The sequence below is a fragment of the Gordonia sp. L191 genome (assembly GCF_030077625.1).
Taxonomy (GTDB): Bacteria; Actinomycetota; Actinomycetes; order Mycobacteriales; family Mycobacteriaceae; genus Gordonia; species Gordonia polyisoprenivorans_A.
The window spans coordinates 5,049,733-5,068,477 of record NZ_CP125996.1 but is presented as its reverse complement, the minus strand read 5'-3'; the positions used below and the strand labels follow the sequence as shown (position 1 = coordinate 5,068,477).

At 65.7% G+C, this 18,745-nt stretch carries 17 protein-coding genes, 2 pseudogenes and 1 other annotated feature; of the genes and pseudogenes, 10 read left to right on the top strand and 9 right to left on the bottom strand.

The genetic code is table 11. The features are described 5' to 3' along the window. Positions 1-275 precede the first annotated feature (275 nt). Positions 276-923: pseudogene (locus tag QNM97_RS22835) on the top strand (helix-turn-helix domain-containing protein). Positions 924-926: 3 nt separating this feature from the next. Here QNM97_RS22835 and QNM97_RS26700 read toward each other — a convergent pair. Further along, positions 927-1,322, bottom strand: coding sequence for an IS3 family transposase (locus QNM97_RS26700; RefSeq protein ID WP_502874957.1), 396 nt, complete (start codon positions 1,320-1,322; stop codon positions 927-929). Between the two features lie 71 nt (positions 1,323-1,393). Beyond that, positions 1,394-1,522: a sequence feature (AL1L pseudoknot), on the bottom strand. Beyond that, the gene (locus QNM97_RS22825) at positions 1,483-1,749 is read right to left on the bottom strand and encodes a transposase (protein ID WP_283820451.1); all 267 of its coding nucleotides are present in this window, start codon (positions 1,747-1,749) and stop codon (positions 1,483-1,485) included. (Overlaps the previous feature by 40 nt.) Before the next feature lie 74 nt (positions 1,750-1,823). Here QNM97_RS22825 and QNM97_RS22820 point away from each other — a divergent pair. Continuing rightward, a protein-coding gene (locus QNM97_RS22820) for an IS3 family transposase (RefSeq protein ID WP_283823299.1) occupies positions 1,824-3,094 on the top strand; the annotation gives its coding sequence in 2 pieces (ribosomal slippage) (positions 1,824-2,100 and positions 2,100-3,094; 1,272 coding nt in all). A gap of 887 nt (positions 3,095-3,981) precedes the next feature. Here QNM97_RS22820 and QNM97_RS22815 read toward each other — a convergent pair. The 3 genes from QNM97_RS22815 to QNM97_RS22805 form a co-directional block, all read right to left on the bottom strand. After that, positions 3,982-4,641 (bottom strand): DUF1266 domain-containing protein, encoded by a 660-nt coding sequence (locus QNM97_RS22815; protein ID WP_283820450.1) that lies wholly within the window; start codon positions 4,639-4,641, stop codon positions 3,982-3,984. A 238-nt stretch (positions 4,642-4,879) separates the two neighbouring features. Next, entirely contained in the window at positions 4,880-5,500 is a 621-nt protein-coding gene (locus QNM97_RS22810; RefSeq protein WP_283820449.1) for a hypothetical protein, read from the bottom strand. Positions 5,501-5,956: 456 nt separating this feature from the next. Then, entirely contained in the window at positions 5,957-6,145 is a 189-nt protein-coding gene (locus tag QNM97_RS22805; RefSeq protein ID WP_283823344.1) for a hypothetical protein, read from the bottom strand. On the opposite strand from QNM97_RS22805, the gene QNM97_RS22800 reads away from it, so the two are divergent. The 3 genes from QNM97_RS22800 to QNM97_RS22790 all read left to right on the top strand — a co-directional run bounded on the left by QNM97_RS22800 (position 6,057) and on the right by QNM97_RS22790 (position 7,905). Beyond that, positions 6,057-6,347 carry an ArsR/SmtB family transcription factor gene (locus tag QNM97_RS22800; RefSeq protein WP_283823298.1) on the top strand — a complete coding sequence of 97 codons (291 nt, stop codon included), beginning with the start codon at positions 6,057-6,059 and terminating at the stop codon, positions 6,345-6,347. The genes QNM97_RS22805 and QNM97_RS22800 overlap by 89 nt on opposite strands. Next, positions 6,344-7,435, top strand: a complete 1,092-nt coding sequence (gene arsB, locus QNM97_RS22795) for an ACR3 family arsenite efflux transporter (RefSeq protein ID WP_502874956.1) — start codon at positions 6,344-6,346, stop codon at positions 7,433-7,435. Before QNM97_RS22800 ends, arsB begins: the two co-directional genes overlap by 4 nt. A 98-nt stretch (positions 7,436-7,533) precedes the next feature. Continuing rightward, the gene (locus tag QNM97_RS22790; RefSeq protein ID WP_283823296.1) at positions 7,534-7,905 is read left to right on the top strand and encodes an arsenate-mycothiol transferase ArsC; all 372 of its coding nucleotides are present in this window, start codon (positions 7,534-7,536) and stop codon (positions 7,903-7,905) included. A gap of 14 nt (positions 7,906-7,919) precedes the next feature. Here QNM97_RS22790 and QNM97_RS22785 read toward each other — a convergent pair. Further along, positions 7,920-8,312, bottom strand: a pseudogene (locus QNM97_RS22785) (ArsI/CadI family heavy metal resistance metalloenzyme); the annotation flags it as partial. A 33-nt stretch (positions 8,313-8,345) separates the two neighbouring features. After that, the gene (locus QNM97_RS22780) at positions 8,346-9,566 is read right to left on the bottom strand and encodes a PucR family transcriptional regulator (RefSeq protein ID WP_283820448.1); all 1,221 of its coding nucleotides are present in this window, start codon (positions 9,564-9,566) and stop codon (positions 8,346-8,348) included. Positions 9,567-9,714: 148 nt separating this feature from the next. Between QNM97_RS22780 and QNM97_RS22775 the strand changes: the two genes are divergently transcribed. Beyond that, complete coding sequence (locus QNM97_RS22775) at positions 9,715-11,229, top strand: flavin-containing monooxygenase (protein WP_283820447.1); 1,515 nt, start codon at positions 9,715-9,717, stop codon at positions 11,227-11,229. A gap of 85 nt (positions 11,230-11,314) precedes the next feature. Here QNM97_RS22775 and QNM97_RS22770 read toward each other — a convergent pair whose 3' ends face one another. Beyond that, on the bottom strand, positions 11,315-11,980 hold the full coding sequence (locus QNM97_RS22770) for a GntR family transcriptional regulator (RefSeq protein ID WP_283820446.1): 666 nt from the start codon (positions 11,978-11,980) through the stop codon (positions 11,315-11,317). A gap of 100 nt (positions 11,981-12,080) precedes the next feature. On the opposite strand from QNM97_RS22770, the gene QNM97_RS22765 reads away from it, so the two are divergent. From QNM97_RS22765 to nagA, 4 genes are all read left to right on the top strand, one after another. Beyond that, positions 12,081-13,511 carry a sugar porter family MFS transporter gene (locus tag QNM97_RS22765; protein ID WP_283820445.1) on the top strand — a complete coding sequence of 477 codons (1,431 nt, stop codon included), beginning with the start codon at positions 12,081-12,083 and terminating at the stop codon, positions 13,509-13,511. Then, positions 13,508-14,443: an N-acetylglucosamine kinase gene (locus QNM97_RS22760; RefSeq protein WP_283820444.1), complete on the top strand. Its 936-nt coding sequence runs from the start codon at positions 13,508-13,510 to the stop codon at positions 14,441-14,443. Before QNM97_RS22765 ends, QNM97_RS22760 begins: the two co-directional genes overlap by 4 nt. An 87-nt stretch (positions 14,444-14,530) precedes the next feature. Then, positions 14,531-15,553 (top strand): SIS domain-containing protein, encoded by a 1,023-nt coding sequence (locus QNM97_RS22755; protein WP_283823295.1) that lies wholly within the window; start codon positions 14,531-14,533, stop codon positions 15,551-15,553. Between the two features lie 12 nt (positions 15,554-15,565). Further along, positions 15,566-16,726, top strand: coding sequence for an N-acetylglucosamine-6-phosphate deacetylase (gene nagA, locus QNM97_RS22750; RefSeq protein WP_208793555.1), 1,161 nt, complete (start codon positions 15,566-15,568; stop codon positions 16,724-16,726). A gap of 354 nt (positions 16,727-17,080) precedes the next feature. Here the strand turns inward: nagA and QNM97_RS22745 are convergent, their stop codons facing one another. Then, a complete protein-coding gene (locus tag QNM97_RS22745; protein WP_283820443.1) occupies positions 17,081-18,721 on the bottom strand; it encodes a DUF6777 domain-containing protein in 1,641 nt (546 codons plus the stop codon). Positions 18,722-18,745: the final 24 nt, after the last annotated feature.

Genomic DNA, 18,745 nt, shown 5'->3' with positions numbered 1-18,745 from the left:
GTTGTCGTGCGACCGTCGTCCGACAGTCCACGCCGACAACCGAATTCGTTGTCGTCTCGCCATGCGATCTGCGAGATCATCTGCGCCACCTCCCTTCGTCGCCTCGTGTGTGACAGCGCGCCCAGGGTACCGCCGCTTCGGGGAGGCGTCCAGGATTTAACGGGGGTTGCGAGATGAACATCTGATTGCCTAGTGGTACGGGGGATAAATTAGTTTACGTTTGATGTCATACTGTCGTGCTGAATCGTGTTGCAGCGCCGCTGGTATTGAGTGATATGGATCGGGTTCGTTTGGAGGGCTTGGTGCGAGCCTCGACGACGCCTTCGGGATTGGCGCGGCGGGCCCGGATGTGTTTGATGTCTGCTGACGGAGCGGCGAATGCTGAGATCGCGGCGGTGGTGGGGGTGTCGCGTCCGACTGTGGACAAGTGGCTGCAGCGTTACCGTATCGGCGGGGTCGAGTCGCTGGTCGATGAGCAGCGCTCGGGACGCCCGGCAGAGATCGATGAGGCCAAGATCATCACAGCTACGCTGCAGCGGCCACCGAAGTCTCTGGGTGTGACCCCATTGGTCGGCCCGATTGCTGGCGCCGCGGGTGGGGGTCGATCACACCACCGTCTCTCGGGTGTGGCGCAAGTTTAAGATCACTCCATGGCGCAGCGAGACGTTCACGTTCTCCAACGACCCTGAGCTCGACGCCAAGATCGTCGATGTTATTGCTCTGTATATGGCTCCTGGATGAACATGGTCGAGTCCTGGTTCGCCATAATCGAGCGTCAGGCGATTCACCGCGGCACCTTCACCAGTGTCACCGCCCTCGTCACCGCCATCCGGCGATTCGTCACGAACTGGAACACTCGCTGTGAGCCTTTCGTCTGGACCAAACCCGCGAACGAGATCCTTGACAAAATCAAACGTAAGTGAAATTCAACCCCGGACCGCTAGGGCGAGGCCGGTGTGCATGGTGGTCGAGACCTGCCAGCCGACGACCATCCTCGAGAACACATCAAGGATGAACGCCGCGTACACCCATCCCGAGTGCGTACGGATGTAGGTCAGATCCGCCACCGGCAACGCATTGGGTGCCGCCGCGGTGAATTCTCGTTTCACCCGATCCGCCGGCCGCGCAGTCTCAGCTCCCTCGCTCCGAGTTGTCTTTCGCGTCTTTGATCGTGGTATGCCCTGCAGCCCATCAGTTTTCATCAATCGCTCGACAGTGCAGCGGGCCACGCCGAACCCCTTTCTACGTAGTTCGGCGTGTACTTTGCGAGCACCGTAGACACCGAGATTGTCGGCGTGCACGGTGCGGATCTCACCGCGCATCTGGCGGTCACGAACTGCTCGCGGCGCCTCGGTCTTCTGTCGGCTCGGCTCAGGTGGGCTCGCACCGTGGACGGAGCGATCTGGGCGGCCGTGTCGCGCAGAGCCGCGCAGATCGGATCGACTCCGTGTTCATCGCGATAAGAGGCCACGAACTCCACGATCAACGCTGTGGGCGGTCGATCTCCGCCGCAAAGAAAGCCGACGCCTGCTTCACGATCGTGTTCGCCCGCCTCAGCTCGCGGTTCTCCCGCTCCAGCTGCGCGATCCGGTCGGCATGCTCGGTGGTGGTGCCCGCCCGCACACCGCCGTCGAACTCAGCTTGACGAACCCAGTTGCGCAACGCCTCGGGATGCACCCCGAGCTGATCGGCAATCCGCTTGATCGCGCCTCTCGACGACTCCGGATCCCGTCGTGCTACCACCGCCATCCGGGTGGCCCGCTCCTTGATCCGTCCCGGTGTTTCCGGAGGGTTCGTCTCAAGGGAGAATGAAACCTATGGCAGTGGCAGGATCGAAGCGATACTCGGATGAGTTGAAGCGCGACGCGGTGGACATGGTCGAGCAGTTGGTGGCTCAGGGGTCCACCGAGTGGGCGGCGATGGGCAAGACTGCGGATTTGCTCGGAGTCGGCTCGGCGGAGACGGTTCGCCAGTGGGTGCGCAAGGCGCCGTCGGGCGCCGCGAGCGCGCCAGCCAAGGCCGATAGCGAGGAGGTTCGACGACTCAAGCGCGAGGTGGCCGAGCTCAAACGAGCGAACGGGATCCTGAAGGCGGCGTCGGCTTTCTTCGCGGCCGAGATCGACCGGCCACACCGCTAATTGTGGAGTTCATCCGCACTCACCAGGGACACCAGGTGGGTGCGGGTGGCCTTGTCTGGGGCGTCGATTCGATGTGCGCCGTGCTCTGCGAGCATGGTATCCACATCGCCAAGTCCACTTACTATGATCACATCAACCGCGGGCCGAGCGCCCGCATGTTCGCCGATGCGCAGGTCATCGATGCGATCTTCGCTTTGCGCCGGAAGCGACCGCTGATGCGGGTTCTGGGTTCACGCAAGACATGGATAGTATTGCGCAGCAGTGGTATTGATGTTGCTCGATGCACTGTTGAACGAGTGATGCGGGACATGGGATGGCATGGCGGGAGTAAGAAGAAGCGAGTGCGTACGACCATCCCTGATGCGGCAGCGTCGCGGCCGGCGGATCTGGTCGACAGACAGTTCTATGCTGCGGCACCAAATCGTTTGTGGGTAGCCGATTTTACCTACTGCCGCACCGAGTCGGGGTGGGCGTACACGGCGTTCGTTATCGATGTGTTCGCCCGCAAGATTGTCGGCTGGAAAGTGGCCTCGGAAATGACAGTGAACCTGGTTACCGATGCCATCAACAACGCGATAGACAACCGAAAGCGTTGCGGTGTAGTTGATTTAACGAGACTCATACACCATTCAGACGCGGGATCGCAGTACACAGCGATTGTGTTCGGGCAGCGGTTGGCCGAGGAAGGCATCGCGGCTTCTATTGGCAGCGTTGGGGATAGCTACGACAACGCGCTCGCGGAGTCGGTGAACTCTGACTACAAGAACGAACTCGTCGACAACCAGCCGCGATTTCACGGCGCGACCGAACTGTCACTGGGCACGGCCGAATGGGTGGCGTTCTACAACCGTGAACGCCCACACAGTTACTGCGACGACCTCACCCCCGACCACGCTGAGCGACTCCATTACGATCACATGCGCACCCTCAATCCGGAGGGGGCACTCACAACCTGAGCTCTCCGGAAAAGCCGGGGTGGATCACCTTGGTGGAACAGTAACGGTGTGTGGAACGAGCCACGCCCAGACACCTACAACACGCTCAGCATGACCTTCTGGGCCGAAGACGCCACCGACGCCGAACTGAGCATAACACTCTGCGCGACACTGTTGATCCCGAAAGACCTCACCCGAGATCCCCGAAGATCGCGTTCTCTCAGCGTTCATCGACACTCTGAACCCCTCCGCGATCTACGTCGTCCGCATCAACACCCCCGGCCCCCGCCAAACCGTCTACACCCGCTAACGGTCAGCCGGGCGCGACAACACCGCGCCGCCGACCTCAAACGGAGCCCGGAAGGCCGCGCACCTATCGTCGTCGTCCTGCCACGACCACCGCATACAGGACGACAGGCCCCCATCCCGGTCTCACATCAAGCCGTCACCCGGGCCTCAATCTGGCCGTCAGGTGGTACCGAATCGAGTTGACACAGATAGTCAGGCGACAACGTAACTGAGACGCGTTCGCGTCGCGAAGGGGCTGCGAGTCTGCGACCCACGTGCCTGCGGAATCTTGACGTTGCCGCGTGCCAGCGCCGGGCCATAATCTGGCACCATGTCGAACCAGGACTTTGAGGCGCGAAGACGCGAGAGGCAGCAGGCAGCTGGATATATGTTGCTTCTCGCGATCCCAGTCGTGGTTGTTGTCGCGTTGCTGTCGTTCGGCATCGCCTGGCCGGTCGCGGTGGGCATAGACGCATTGGTGTGCGTTCTGGTGTTGGGGCGGTGGCGGCTCCGTTGGGGGAGTTGGCCCTGGGACCGGGTCAGGTAATGGTCGCGATCGGGAATGATCGGACGTTGGCCGACCTCGTGGGTGCGTGCGGCTCCCATGATCCGGGTCGGCGCTACGGGGAGGCGGTGTCGGCGGGTGGCTGCAGGGGCAGTCGACGCCATGGGCTGTCGGGGCGCACCAATAGCGCGGTAACAGCTCTCGCTGCTTCTTTGCCGTAATCCCTGGCGTCGCCGATGTCGGTCAGTGCGCGCCAGTAGGTGCGGCCGATGATGACGCCCTGCCCGAACTGGCGCCAATTGGGGTAGTAGCTGCGGGCTGCGGAGAGGTTGGCGTGCAGAATCGACCAGCTTTCGTTGGTGTCGAGGTACCCGACGTGGTGGGCGGTGCGCACGACGAAAGGAAGGCGCGCGAAGTCCCAGGCCCGAATGTGGGTGGGCCAGCTCGGCGTCGTGTACCCGGAGAACGGTTGAGCTACGGTGCGGAGTTGGTGAAGTGCTTGGTGCGCCGAGATCCACGCGCAGGAAGGCTCGTTGCGGCTCAACGCGCGCAGTGACAGGTACGCGTGGTGCGCCTCGGTGGTGTGACCGTCGGTGCCCTTGATGAGCTCTGAGACCAATGGGAACACGACTTCATAGGTGGCGCTGTGCATCCCGTCGAGTAGGCGACCCGCGGTTTGTCGGGCCTCGGTGGTGTTGGTTATTCCCCACCACTCTCGCAGCCGGGTACGGATGCTGTCGTGCTCGTCGTCTAGGCCAAGGGTGTCGCACGGCATTGTGTTGAGGCTCGAGCACAGGTGCGCCCCGACGTTGAGTGCGCTTTGCGAGGCGTCGTCGATCGGAGCGGAATGACGCCAGGTGAACCTGTCGTTGGCCAGTGAACCTTCGGGGAAGGGGAATAGGTGCGTTTCGGGTCTGTCAATTGACATAGGACGGTCCAGTTCGTCGCAGGGGCGTCGGTGAAGGTGTCCGGTCCGGAGCCGAGCGTTCCGGACCGGAGTCTTCGGTACGGGTTCAAGAGGGTGGTGGTGCAACTCCGAACATTCGCGCAATGGCCCCGCGCATCGCTTCGTCATCGAGCGCGCCAGTCTCGCGGGCCCGCAACAGGGCCGCGAACCGCGAGAACTCCTCGACCACGTTGCCGGTGTTGGCGGGTTCATACCCGGATTGGACGGCGGTGTGTTGGCGCGCAGCCCAGCTGATAGCGATGTTAATCGCGGTAATCGATGTGGGGCCTTCGAACCATAAGGTGACATTGCGTTCGAGGTCGATAAGGTTAGCCTTGTGGTGTCCGTGCTCGTTGGTGTCGGCGGCCTCGAGCAACCACAGAACTACCTCGATGGGCAGTTCCAGCACGTCATCGGAGTCATCGTGCGGCACGTACAGGACGCGGTCGGTCGTGACCACGAAAAGTCCCCAACCGTGCGGCCGCAGCCACGCCGGGCGAACCGCCAGAACAAGTTCGCTCTCACCGAGGTGAGTGATGAACCGTTCAGCAGCTCGGGCGTCATTGCCAGTCGGATCCCACAGCAAAGCGGCTGCGATATCAGCACGCGAACGGTGCGCCGGACCGTAATCCGGACGCGATGGATGATGCCGCGCCGAGTCCGGAAACGGCGGAGATTGGTGATCCACGTGACTAACCTATTACCAGGACGCATCAGTGCTCGACGGGCCTACTGATCCGCGACACGGCACGCTCAGCGGCTACAACCGTCACACAAATGCCGCTTTCAGCACAACGTCGACCGCCGCCAGGTCGACACCCGCGCCAACGCGCGCGAACATTAACGGCCCTGGACCGCCGAGGACATCGTCGTCGCGCTACACACTCACCTCACCGTCTGGCAAGCCGCCACGCTACTCAGACGCACCGGATCAGCAGTTGCCAACGCCGGCCACCGATTCCGCAACCGACCACAGAACCACTGACATACATGGCAACTGTCCATTCTCACTTGATCTGTCGCAGTTGACCTGGGGTGCGACAGATCAGTTGAGACATACGCTGGAGCGAACGTCTCGCCTGACCTGTCGCAGGTGAACCTGAGCCGGTTGGAGCCACGGCTCGACATTCTGTATCGATATCTGTCAATATTGGTGCATGTCGATACAGACGGCGGGCGGCGAGAGTTGTTCCCCGTTGGTGAGTGAGCCCTTGTCGCCGGAGTCGGCGCAGTCGCTGGCGGCGGTGTTCAAGGCGCTCGGGGATCCGGTACGGCTACGGCTGTTGAGCTTGGTGGCCAGCCACGCCAGCGGGGAGGCGTGTGTCTGTGACATTTCGCCGACGTTTGATCTAGCTCAGCCGACGATCTCCCATCATTTGAAGGTGCTGCGCGAGGTGGGCTTGGTGGAGTCACAACGCCGTGGCACGTGGGTGTACTACCGGGTGGTTCCCGCTGTGCTGCAGCAGCTTTCGTCGGTGCTGTTGATCGATCCGGCGACCGCGATCGCGGGTTCGGCGTGCGCGGAGACGTCGTGACCGAGACGGTGACCCCGACGACCGGGCGGGGGTCAGTGGTGGGCAAGCTCTCCACGCTGGACAGGTTCCTGCCGGTGTGGATCGGTGTGGCGATGGCGGCCGGGTTGCTACTCGGGCGACTGATCCCCGGTCTGAACAGGACGATCTCGGCGGTCACGGTCGACGGGATCTCGTTGCCGATCGCCATCGGGCTGCTGATCATGATGTACCCGGTGCTGGCGAAGGTCCGCTACGACCGTCTCGACACCGTGACCGGTGATCGCCGACTCCTGATCTCCTCGCTGGTGCTGAACTGGGTTGTGGGTCCTGCGGTGATGTTCGCCCTCGCCTGGCTGATGCTGCCGGATCTGCCCGAGTACCGCACCGGTCTGATCATCGTCGGGTTGGCCAGATGCATTGCGATGGTGATCATTTGGAACGACCTGGCCTGTGGTGACCGCGAAGCGGCCGCGGTGCTGGTGGCCATCAACTCGGTCTTCCAGGTCGTCATGTTCGCCGCTTTGGGCTGGTTCTATCTCTCGGTCCTGCCGGGCTGGCTGGGCCTGGCGCAGACCACGATCAACACCTCACCCTGGGAGATCGTCAGATCGGTACTCATCTTTCTGGGGATCCCGTTGCTGGCCGGTTTCCTGACCCGCCGTGTCGGCGAAAACGTCAAGGGCCGCACCTGGTATGAGAACACCCTGCTCCCGCGCATCGGGCCGTGGGCGCTCTATGGGCTGCTGTTCACCATCGTGATCCTGTTCGCGTTGCAGGGCAACCAGATCACCTCTCATCCGTGGGACGTGGCCCGGATCGCGTTGCCGATGCTGGCATATTTTGCGGTCATGTGGGGCGGCGGCTACCTGATCGGCGCCGCCGTGGGTCTGGGCTATGAGCGCACCACCACGCTGGCGTTTACCGCCGCGGGCAACAACTTCGAACTGGCGATCGCCGTGGCGATCGCCACCTATGGCGTGGCGTCGGGTCAGGCGCTGGCCGGGATGGTCGGCCCGTTGATCGAGGTCCCGGTCCTCGTTGGGCTGGTGTACGTCTCGCTGGCGCTGAGAGGCCGATTCTTGGCCCACACCGATCCCGCCACAAGGTAATTCAGACGTGTGTCATCTACCGAAAGACGTCTTCTGATGGGCACAGCGTGAGCATCCGGGTGCTGTTTGTGTGCGTGAGCAATCGCGGCAAGTCGGTGATGGCCGAAGGGCTCGCCCGGTCACGCACCAATGGGGTGATCGAGGCGTCCTCCGCGGGCACGGCTTCGATGATCGGCGGCACGGTCAACAACCTGTCCGCACGCGTGCTGGCCGAGGTGGGCGCCGATATCAGCAGGCATCGGCCGCGTCAGCTCACCGACGACCTGGTTCAGACAGCGGACCTGGTGGTCTCGGTTGGTGCGGCCGCGGCCATCCCCACACCCGACGGTATCGCCGTGGAAATCTGGAACACCGCCGAACCATCCGAGCGCGGTATCGATGGCCTCGAACGGATGCGGCTCATCCGCGACGACATCGCCGCCCGCGTCGATGACCTCGCCCGCCGACTCAGCGCGCGCGCATCACAGTAACCGCAGAGCTGGTCTCAGCAACAACTCGACGCCGATTGTTGGGCACCGCCACAACACACAGTCTCCTCACCGGAATCCTTGCCGGACAGCAGGTTCTGGCTGGTGCCGAAGGTGTCTGAGTCGGCGAGCACGGTGTAGACCTCCCACCTCTGCGCGTCCGGGCCGGTGACCCACACCTTGTCCTGCGTCGCAAAGCAACACGTGGTGTTGATCTCCTCCTCGGTGAACAGACCCTCACCGGCCAGCCGCGCGATCTCCGCGTGCACCGCGTCCGAGGAATCCACCTCCACCCCCAGATGATTGATCGACCCACCCTGACCAGGATTCTCCAGCAGTACCAGCTTCAGCGGCGGATCGGTCACCGCGAAGTTCGCATAACCCGGCTTGAGCTTGGCCGGCTCGAGACCACCGCACGCCGAGGCCGAAACGCACCGACGCCCTCACTCCCGCCAGCGCAGGACCTCGAGGGCCGCGGCCACATCGACGACGGTGTCGGCGAGCGGTCGAGGGAGCAGGTCATCGGCGCGGTCGAGACGGCGAATCACGGTGTTGCGGTGGGTATAGAGCACTTCGGCGGTGCGAGAGGTGTTGCACTGCAGTCTGATCCAGGTGCGTAGCGTATCGATGAGATCGGCATCGGCGTCGGCGAGATCGCCGAGGGTGTCGGTGACGAAGTCGTCGCCCGCCGCGGTGTCGGAGGTCAACAACGACACCAAGCGGATGTCGTCGTAGTGGACGATCTGCCGTGTCGCACCCAGCCGGGCATGGCGCCGTTGGGTGGTCATCGCCTGGAAGTGGCTGGATCGGAATCCGTCGACGTCGGTGCCCGGTCGGCCGGCGGAGACCCGGACGTCGGGCAGCGACGACAGGTCGGGTGCGCCGAGCCCGTCGACCGGGAGCCACAACCACCAGGAGGTGGCGCTGGCGGTGACCGTCAGTCGCGTGGTGGCCTCCGCGGATCGGGCGAGGATGTCGGCTGCGGCCTCGAGATCCGGTGCGGCGTCGGGCGTCGCGCTCCACAACACGACGGAGATGTGCGGCCCGGCGAGGCGATAACCGAGTTGCGCCTCGGCGCGCGCCGACGGGATCGGGGCGCCTTCGAGAACGAGGGTGACAGCCTCGCGGCGGCGGGCATGTGTGCCGCGCGCGAGTTCTTCGCGTTCGGCCCGCATCTGCTCGCTCATCGCAGTGACCGTGTCGTCGATGAACGTCGAGATCGACAGTGAGGTCACGTCGAGGAGTTCGCGGAGTTCGGCGGGGTCGGTGGTGAGACCGAAGCAGATGTCCATCCACAGGCGCCACGCGACGCTCTGCGCGGTGCGGAAGGCGTCGAGCGAAGCCTCGTCGAGTCCGCGACGTACCAGGTCGTGGGTGGCGAGCATGATCTCGGGAGTCAGCTGCGCGGGTACCCGCTCCCCGGGCGAGTCGATGTTGTGCAGCGCCCAGCGTGAGGTGTTGGCCCAGTTCGTGCGGCGCGTGCCCGCCGCCAGCACCGGGTCTCCGGCGACCGCACGCATCCGGGCCCCGGACAGCGACGCCTCGTGGAGCTGTTCGACCCACGGCTCCGGCGGATCGAGGATGAGCTGCGCGCCGGTACGGATCAGATCCTTCGTGCGCGTCGACACCTGGGGCCACTCAACGTCCATGTGCACATTGTGCACCGTGGCCCGCGCTCATCATGGGCACAATGTCACTGGCGAGATCGGCTGGACGGGGGCATTCTGGATCGTGACAATGCTGAGTGTCATATTGGAGCGAGCGTCGCAGCCACGCCCCGACACCGGCGAGGCCCAGCCCCGAGGAGAGACCGTGCCCCAGACCACCACCCCCGTCGAGACCGTCGACGTGCTCATCGTTGGCGCCGGGATCTCCGGCATCGGTGCCGCTCACTATCTGACGACGATGGTGCCCCAAAAGTCCTTCGTGATCCTCGAGGGCCGCGATGTGGCCGGCGGCACGTGGAATCTGTTCAAGTACCCCGGCATCCGCTCGGACTCGGATCTGCACACCTTCGGGTTCGAGTTCAAGCCGTGGACCGACAAGCAGTCCATCGCGGACGCCGAGCGCATCCTCGACTACCTCTACGAGGCGATCGACGAGGACGACATCGGCGACAAGATCCGCTACCGGCACAAGGTGCACGCGGCGCAGTGGTCGTCGCAGGAATGCCTGTGGACGGTCGACATCGAGCGCACCGACACTGGCGAGCGGTCCCAAATGAAGGCCAACTGGCTGTTCTCCGGCGCCGGCTATTACAACTACGACGAGGGCTTCACCCCGCAGTTCGAGGGGCGCGAGCGCTTCCGCGGGCAGATCATCCATCCGCAGCACTGGCCCGCCGACCTCGACTACTCGGGCAAGAAGGTCGTGGTGATCGGCTCCGGCGCCACCGCAGTGACATTGCTGCCCGCGATGGCCAAGACCGCGGGCCACATCACCATGCTGCAGCGCACGCCGACCTACATCGTCCCGCTGCCCAAGCACGATCCGGTCGCCAACATCGGCCGCGCCGTCCTCGGGGACAAGCGTGGTTACGCGCTCGCACGCGCGAAGAACATTGCGCAACAACGTGTTCTCTACGAAGCCTGCCAGCGGTTCCCGAAGGCGTCGCGCAAGGTGATCCGTGCGATCAACAAGAAGCTGCTGCCCGAGGGCTTCGACGTCGACAAACACTTCAAACCGCCCTACAACCCGTGGGATCAGCGGTTGTGTGCGGTGCCCGACGGCGACCTGTTCCGCACCATTCGGCAGGGCAAGGCGTCGGTGGTCACCGACCGCATCGCAACCTTCACCGAAAACGGCATCCTGCTCGAGAGCGGTAAGGAACTCGAGGCCGACGTCATCGTCACCGCCACCGGATTGAATCTGCAGCTGTTCGGCGGCGTGGAGCTGAGCATCGACGGCGAGCCCGTCTCGATGCCCGACACCGTCGCCTACCGCGGCTTCATGCTCAGTGGCGTACCGAATTTCGCGCTCGCCATCGGCTACACCAACTCGTCGTGGACCCTCAAGGTCGGCCTGCTGTGCGAGCACTTCTGCCGGCTGCTCGCCTACATGGATGCCCGCGGGTATCCCGCCGTGCGCCCGATCGCCGACCCCGGCATGCAGACCCGTCCGCTGCTCGACTTCGGGGCCGGTTACGTGCAGCGGTCGCTCGACAACTTGCCGAAACAGGGTGTGGCAGAACCGTGGACGATGTCGATGAGCTACTACCGGGACCGTAAGTCCTTCGATTCCGACGTCGCCGACCCGAACCTCGAGTTCACGCGGACGCTGCCGGCGCAGGCCGGTACCGACGCGGAACTGGAGTCGGCGAGCGCCTGATCGGCGCTCATCACCACCCGCATCACCCTCCGAGGCGACCGCGTGCGACGAACCGCACGCGGTCGCCTCGGTAGTAGGAGCGGGTCTACTCGACGCAGGTCCCGTCCGCGTCGCGTGAGGTTCTCTCGATCTGGAGCAATGGGGTCCCGGTGGCGACCCGCAGGTGCGCCGCCTGATCGGGGACGGCGAGTGCGGTCTGCACGCTGTCCTCGACGTCGCAGATGACGATCCCGCGGGCCCGCAGCGTCGCATACAGCGAGCCGTTCACTGCGACGTCGTGCGCGAAGTTGTCGAATTCGCCTGGGATGTGCGCGGTTTCGAGCGCCAGTGGTTCATCGTTGACGATGCGCAGACGGGTGAGCCGATGGACCGGGGTGCCCGTCGGGATCTCCAGTCGCGCGGCGAGGTCGGCGTCGGCCGGGGCGTGGCCGGCGTCGAGTATCTCCGAATCCACGGTGCGACCCTGCGCGCCGAGGTCGTCGCTGAACGACGTCAGCTGGCGCACGTGCACCAATTTCGGTGGCGTGACGAAGTTTCCGCTGCCCTGAGTACTGCTGAGCACGCCCTCGGCGGTGAGCTCGGCCAACGCCCGGCGCAGGGTCGTGCGCGAGGTACCGAGCTCGGTGGCGAGCTTGCGTTCGGGCGGTAACGACATTCCCGGTTCCAGGTCGCCGATGCGCTGTTGGAGCGCAACCTTGACCTGGAAGTACCGCGGTCCGCGGTTGCGTGTTGTCGCAGGAGGCGTCGGCATGAATGCGAGCGTACCCATTGACGAACCGGATTGGTATATGCCAATCTGAGATCACCAACACATTGGTATACACCAATCCAGACCTCGCGGAGGTACCCCGATGACGACCCACCCGGCAACCGGACCACCGGTCGGGACGAGACGCACGTCCGGACTGATGGTGGGTATCGCCGCCGCCAGCATCGGCGTGATCTACGGCTACGACAGCAGCAACATCGGCGCGGCCCTGAAGTTCATCGGCGCCGACTTCGGCCTCGGCGACGCCGGAAAGCAGGCGCTCGCGACAGCGGTCGTGATCGGGGAGATCGTGGGCGCCATCGGAGCCGGCTGGCTGGCCAACCGCCTCGGCCGTAAGCGCTCGATGGTCCTCGTCGCGGCCACCTACTGCTTGTTCGCGCTGTTCAGCGCGCTGTCGCCGACGCACACCGTCCTCCTCGCGGCACGGCTGCTGCTCGGCGTGACCGTCGGGGTGTCGATCGTGGTGGTACCGGTCTTCGTCGCCGAATCCGCCCCACCACGCTCGCGCGGAGCGATGCTGGTGGCCTATCAGGTCGCGACCATCGTCGGCATCATCGGCGGCTATGTGGTCGGGTACTTCCTCGCCGGCCACGGCGCCTGGCGCTGGATGCTCGGCATCGCCGCGATCCCAGCGCTCGCGGTGACAGCCCTGGTCGCCGTCATGCCCGACACCCCACGCTGGTACGTCTCCAAGGGAAGGCTCGACGAGGCCCGGGCGACACTGCGCAACATCGAACCCGACGCCGACATCGACACCGAGATCGAGGAGATGCGGCAGGCACTCACCGAGGAATCCGGCGGCTCGCTCGGGGAGATGTTCCGCCGGCCGTGGATTCGCGCGACCGTCTTCGTCGTCGGACTGGGCTTCCTCATCCAGATCACTGGCATCAACGCCGTCGTCTACTACAGCCCGAAGCTGTTCGAGGACATGGGTTTCTCCGGTGACTTCGGCACCTTGATGCTGCCGGCCTTCGTGCAGATCGCCGGTCTGGCCGCCGTGCTGATCTCGCTGTTCACCGTCGACCGGTTGGGCCGACGCCCGATCCTGCTGGGCGGGATCGGCGCCATGGTGATCGCGACGGTCGTGCTGATCGTGACCTACGGCCCACTACACGGCGCCGGTACCACCGCGCACGTGTTGGGATTCGCGGGCCTGGTCCTGTTCACCATGGGATTCTCCTTCGGCTTCGGCGCGCTGGTCTGGGTGTACGCCGGCGAGGCGTTCCCCGCGCGGCTGCGCGCCAACGGATCGTCGCTCATGCTGACCTCGGATCTGGTGGCCAATGCCATCGTCGCCGCGTTCACGCTCTCGCTCATCAACGTCATCGGCGGCGCGGGCACCTTCGCGGTCTTCGGCGGATTTGCGCTGGTCGGTCTGGTGTTCGTCTTCTTCCTGGCGCCCGAGACCAAGGGCCGTAAGCTCGAAGACATCCAACACTATTGGCGCAGCGGTGGCCGGTGGCCCGAAGCGATCGCCGACGCGTCGCCCCGACAGACCAAGGTTGTCCGATGAGTATCGTCACCGACCCATCAGGCGCGAATACCTCAGGTGCGAATCCGACCGTCACCCTCGCCTTCGACATCGGCGGATCGAAGACCCACGCGGTGCGCGCCGAGAACGGCACCGTCGTCGCCGAGACCATCGTCGGCAGCGCCAATGTGTCCTCCATGGGGGTGGAGGAGGCCGGACGTCAACTCGACGCCGCGATCGAGAAGCTCGGTGGTCCCGACGGTGTGCACACGGTGTTGGCCGGATCGGCCGGTGTCGACACCCCGGCGAGTATCGAACGTCTGGAAAGCCTTTTGACCCAGCGTGTTCCGGGAGCACGGGTCGGGGTTGTCCATGACACCCACCTGATCCTCGCCGCCGCGGGCCTCGACGAGGGCATCGCACTGATCTCCGGGACCGGTGCGGTCGCCTGGGGTCGGCGTGAGGGGCGTTCGTGTCGGGCCGGCGGGTGGGGGCATCTCCTCGGCGACGAGGGCAGCGGCTATTGGGTTGCGCGCGAAGTTGTTCGGCGTGCCTTGCACGACAACGACCGGGGACTCGCCCCGGCACCGCTGTCGCTGCGCCTGGCGGAGGAGTGCGGGGTCGGCGAGGTACTCGACCTGCATGACCTGTTCTACACACGTGCCGACCGCCAATATTGGGCGCGCCGTTCCCATGTCGTGTTCGAGCGCGCCGCGGTCGCCGACGAGCGTGCCCTGGAGATCGTGGAGGCCGCGGCCCACGCACTGGCCGACCTCGTCGGCACCGTCGCCCAGATGCTCGGATCGACCGGACCGGTGGTCCTCGCCGGCGGCCAGGTGGTCCATCAGCCCCTGTTACAGAACCGGATTCGCGAGCTCATCGCTCCGAGGGGCATCACCGACATCCGCGTACTCGAGGTCGACCCGGTCCACGGCGCGGTGCGCCTGGCCGCATCCCTCGTCGACGCCCACTGACCCACTGACCCACTGACCGGCCCACCGGCCGAGACTTCTCGAAGGAGAACCATGAACACCGTCCTCACCGACCGACCCGGACACCTGATGGCCGCCGAGATCGCCGAACAACCCGACGTCTGGCGAAATCTGTTGCGCGACGGGCATGCCGAGATTCGGGATGTTGCCGCCCGGATCGCCGCGCGTCGACCACGATTCGTGCAGTTCGTTGCACGCGGCACCAGCGACCATGCCGCGCTTTACGGCAAGTATCTGATCGAGATCCGCCACGGACTGCCCGCCGGGCTTGTCTCACCGTCGACGATGACGGTGTACGGCGCCCGCCCGGACCTGCGCGACGTGCTCTACATCGCGGTCAGCCAGTCCGGCGGGTCACCCGATCTGGTGCAGTCGGTGCAGGTGGCCCGGGAGCAGGGAGCGCTCACGGTGGCGATCACCAACGCCGCGGCGTCACCGCTGGCCGACGCCGCGGAGTTCGACCTGCAGGTCCATGCCGGAGCCGAACGGTCGGTGGCCGCCACCAAGTCCTACACCGCGGAACTGCTTGCGCTGTATCTGCTCTCGGAGTCGATCCTCGGCCGTGACGGTGCTGCTGCTGCGTCGGCGCTACCCGATCTGGGGGACCGGGTCCTCGACGGGGAGGATCGGGTGCGGGCGGTGGCGCAGCGGTACCGGTTTGCGCAGCGGCTGGTGACGACCGGCCGCGGTTACTCGTATCCGACGGCGCGCGAGGCGGCGTTGAAACTGATGGAGACTTCCTACCTGTCGGCGCAGGCGTTCTCCGGCGCCGACCTGCTGCACGGGCCGTTGGCCACCGTCGACCCGCAGGTACCGGTGCTCGCGGTGGTCCCCGAGGGCGCCGGTGGCGCGGCGATGCAACCGGTGTTGGAGCGGCTCGCCGAGCGCGACGCCGACGTCTTCGGGGTCGGGGCCGCCGAGTATGTGTCCGGACTGACCGGTGGCTTCGTGTTGCCGACCGGAGCCCCCGACGCGTTGTCGCCGTTGCTTGAGATCATCCCGTTCCAGCAGCTCGCCCTGCACCTCGCCGTCGCCCGCGGCGGCGACCCGGACACTCCTCGCGGTCTGCGCAAGGTCACCGAGACGCTGTAGGGGACACCGCAGATGACTGTCATCACCGTCGCCGCCGGCCGCGTCATCAGCGGCGGGCGAGCGCTGGAGCCTGGCTGGTTCACCATGTACGACAGCCGGATCGTCGCCGTCGGGGAGGGTGCGCCGCCGACCCCGCCCGACCGCGAATTCCCGGACGCCACCGTCATTCCCGGGTTCGTCGACATGCACGTGCACGGCGGTGGTGGCACCGGCTACACCGATGGCGTCACCGAGGAGATCGTCGCGGCGGCGGCTTTTCACCGAACACATGGCACCACAACCACTCTCGCCAGTCTGGTGAGCGCGTCGCCGTCGGCGCTGCTCGATCAGGTCGCAGCACTGCGCGAGCAAGTTGAGGCCGGAGTGATCGCCGGCATCCACCTCGAAGGGCCGTGGCTCTCGCACGCACGGTGCGGTGCACACGATCCCAGGACGCTGCGCGATCCGGACCCGGAGGAGGTCGCGGCGCTGTTGCGCGCCGGGGGTGGTGCCGTCCGCATGGTCACCATCGCCCCCGAACTCGACGGGGGACTCGATGCCATTCGGTGCATTGCCGACGCGGGAGTCGTTGCCGCGGTGGGACATACCGAGGCAACCTACGAGCAGACCCGCGCCGCGATCGACGCCGGCGCGCGCGTGGGCACCCACCTGTTCAATGCCATGCGGCCGCTACGACATCGCGAACCCGGACCGGTACTCGCCCTCCTGGGCGACGACCGCGTCACCGTCGAGCTCGTCGGTGACGGAGTGCATGTACATCGTGACCTCGCGTCCTACGTCGAACGGGTCGCCGGTCCGCGGCGGATTGCGCTGGTCACCGACGCCATGTCGGCGGCGGGAATGTCGGACGGCTCTTATCGTCTCGGAGTGCTCGACGTTGACGTGACCGACGGTGTGGCCCGCGTCAGGGAGACCGGCGCGATCGCCGGCAGCACCGCCACCATGGACCTGCTGTTCCGCCGCGCCGCGCACGGGCTGTCCGACGGTGGCCCCATCACCCGCGAGGCAGTGATCGCCGCCGTCGAGATGTGTTCGCGCACACCGGCCCGCGCGATCGGGCTCGACGACGTCGGGGATCTACTCCCCGGATACGCCGCCGATCACCTGGTGATCGACGCCGATGCCCGGCTGGTGGAGGTCGTCGTCGGAGGGTGCCCCGGGTCGGTGGTTTAGACCGGTGACACGGCGTCCCCAGATCCCAGATCGGTGGTTCAGCCCGGAGGCGCGGCTTCCCCTGATCGGTGGTTCAGCCCGGTGAAGGGGCGTCCCCAGATCGGTGCGGGTGGTCTCGAGGCCCGGCGCCTGGGGCGCCGTGCACCTCGACCATCGGGGGATGGTCGCCGTCGTTCGGAGGGTTTCCCAGTTCGGTGGTTCACCCCGGCGATGGGGCGTCCCCAGATCGGTGGTCGAGGTGTGAGGAGCGTTAGCGACGAGCCTCGAGACCGGCTGCGGTGGTGCTGGTTTCGGGCCCCGGTGGCCCGGGGATGTTGGTTGGTGCGGGTGGTCTCGAGGCCCGGCGCACGGGGATCAGCCCGCCGGAGTTGTCGCCGGTGTCTCGGTGGTTTCTTCCGTTGTCTCCGTGGTGGTTTCCTCGGTCGTCGTCGGAACCTCGGTGGTCTCCGTCGTCGTCGGGTTCTCCACCGTGGTCGTTTCGGTGGTGGTCGCGATCAGTGTCTGCCACGTGGCCGAGGTGATCGGCACCGAACTACTGCCCAAGGACAACCGCCAGATTCCGGTCGAGTCGGTGGCCGAGGTGACCGACGACTGCGACAGCGAACTCTGATAGACCGACCGCGACAGTCCGTCGCTACAGGTGAGCGACACCGTGCCGGTGGTCTCCTGCGACGGCGCCTGGCACGTCACCGACTGATTGTTCTCGGTGAAGCTGAAGCTGCCGATGGAATCACCGCTACCGCTGAAGACGGTGGGCGACGGCGCCTCCGACGACGAACTGCTCGCACTCGAACTGGAGCTGCTGGTGTCGGACGACGTCGTGGTGCTGCTCGACGCCGAGGTCTCCTCGCTCGATGTCTGGCCTGCGGCCGAGGTGTCGGCACCCGATTCGGTGCCCGACGCGGCCTCGGTGGTCTGGCCCTCGGTCGGCGGTGTGTTGCCGTTGGATTCGGCCATCTGCGTGACCTCCGGCGCGGCCGCCGTCTCGCCTGCGCGGGCGAGCCCGTTCTCCGTCGCGGCTTCGTCACTACGTGCGGCCAGTGGCACGTTGAGTGCTGCCGGCGTCGGCAGTGCCTCGGTCAGCGGCGGCTGACCCGACAGATCCAGCAACCCGCCGACCGTGCGGTCGAAGAGCTGACGGGTATCGGGATTGAGCAGCGTCAACAGTGCGGCGGCACCGGCGGCCGGCGTATTCGCCTGGGCCGGAGCCTGATTGATCACGGTCGTGGTGTTGTTGACGACGGTGACGTTCTGCGTGTTGTAGGCGATGCGGGTGATGTAGTTGACCTGATAACCCTGCCAATGGGTTCCGCGGATCCGGTATCCGCCGATGGGGGCGGAGGCGGCCGGCCCGAGCGGATTACCGCACTGGCAGCGCACCCGGGGAACGCCGGCACTGTCGACGAGAACCGAGGTGCCGGCCTGCAGCACATCCTGGAACGGCACCGCCGAACCGCCGGTGTAGCTGTAGTTGGTCACCCAGGTGTCGGCCGAGAGGATCACCGGCGTCAGGGTGTCGAGGTAGTAGGGGATGGCCTGCGTGCTGATCCCGTAGACGCTCGCCCACGCGGCCGCCTGCGAGGGGTGCTGCGCGAGGAAGTTGCCCAGACCGGCCGGATCGCAGCTGGTGGAGCCGCCGACGTAGAGGCCCGGCGTGGTGCCGCTGACCAGTCGAGTGCCCTGATTCGGCGCGCCGGTCTGCGCGCTCAGGCGCAAACCGTTGTCGAGCGGCTTGTTGGTCAGGTTCGGCTGCGCCATGAACGGCGCATCACCCGGCGCGTCCGCGGAGGTCAGCGACAGGAAGGGGATGTGGAACTCGCCCTTCTTGTTCTTCAGCACGATCACCACGACCGAGGCGAACACGAGCGCGAGCACCGCGACGATCGCCGCGAGGATCAAGGTGAGGTTGCGCCGATTGCGTGGCTGCGGCTCGGGTGGCACGGCGCCGAACGGCATCGACGGATACGTGGGCGGCCCCGGTGGGTAGTACGACATCTGCTCGGTCTCCTACGTACGCCC

Bases quoted from the DNA above. Each gene is read 5' to 3' on its own strand.
- QNM97_RS22815 (WP_283820450.1), bottom strand. From the start codon at position 4,641: ATGCCGTGCGACACCCTTGGCCTAGACGACGAGCACGACAGCATCCGT.
- QNM97_RS22790 (WP_283823296.1), top strand. From the start codon at position 7,534: ATGGCCGAAGGGCTCGCCCGGTCACGCACCAATGGGGTGATCGAGGCG.
- QNM97_RS22770 (WP_283820446.1), bottom strand. From the start codon at position 11,980: ATGCCGACGCCTCCTGCGACAACACGCAACCGCGGACCGCGGTACTTC.
- QNM97_RS26700 (WP_502874957.1), bottom strand. From the start codon at position 1,322: ATGCGCGGTGAGATCCGCACCGTGCACGCCGACAATCTCGGTGTCTAC.
- QNM97_RS22745 (WP_283820443.1), bottom strand. From the start codon at position 18,721: ATGTCGTACTACCCACCGGGGCCGCCCACGTATCCGTCGATGCCGTTC.
- QNM97_RS22760 (WP_283820444.1), top strand. From the start codon at position 13,508: ATGAGTATCGTCACCGACCCATCAGGCGCGAATACCTCAGGTGCGAAT.
- QNM97_RS22825 (WP_283820451.1), bottom strand. From the start codon at position 1,749: ATGGCGGTGGTAGCACGACGGGATCCGGAGTCGTCGAGAGGCGCGATC.
- QNM97_RS22765 (WP_283820445.1), top strand. From the start codon at position 12,081: ATGACGACCCACCCGGCAACCGGACCACCGGTCGGGACGAGACGCACG.
- QNM97_RS22755 (WP_283823295.1), top strand. From the start codon at position 14,531: ATGGCCGCCGAGATCGCCGAACAACCCGACGTCTGGCGAAATCTGTTG.
- QNM97_RS22805 (WP_283823344.1), bottom strand. From the start codon at position 6,145: ATGTCACAGACACACGCCTCCCCGCTGGCGTGGCTGGCCACCAAGCTC.
- nagA (WP_208793555.1), top strand. From the start codon at position 15,566: ATGACTGTCATCACCGTCGCCGCCGGCCGCGTCATCAGCGGCGGGCGA.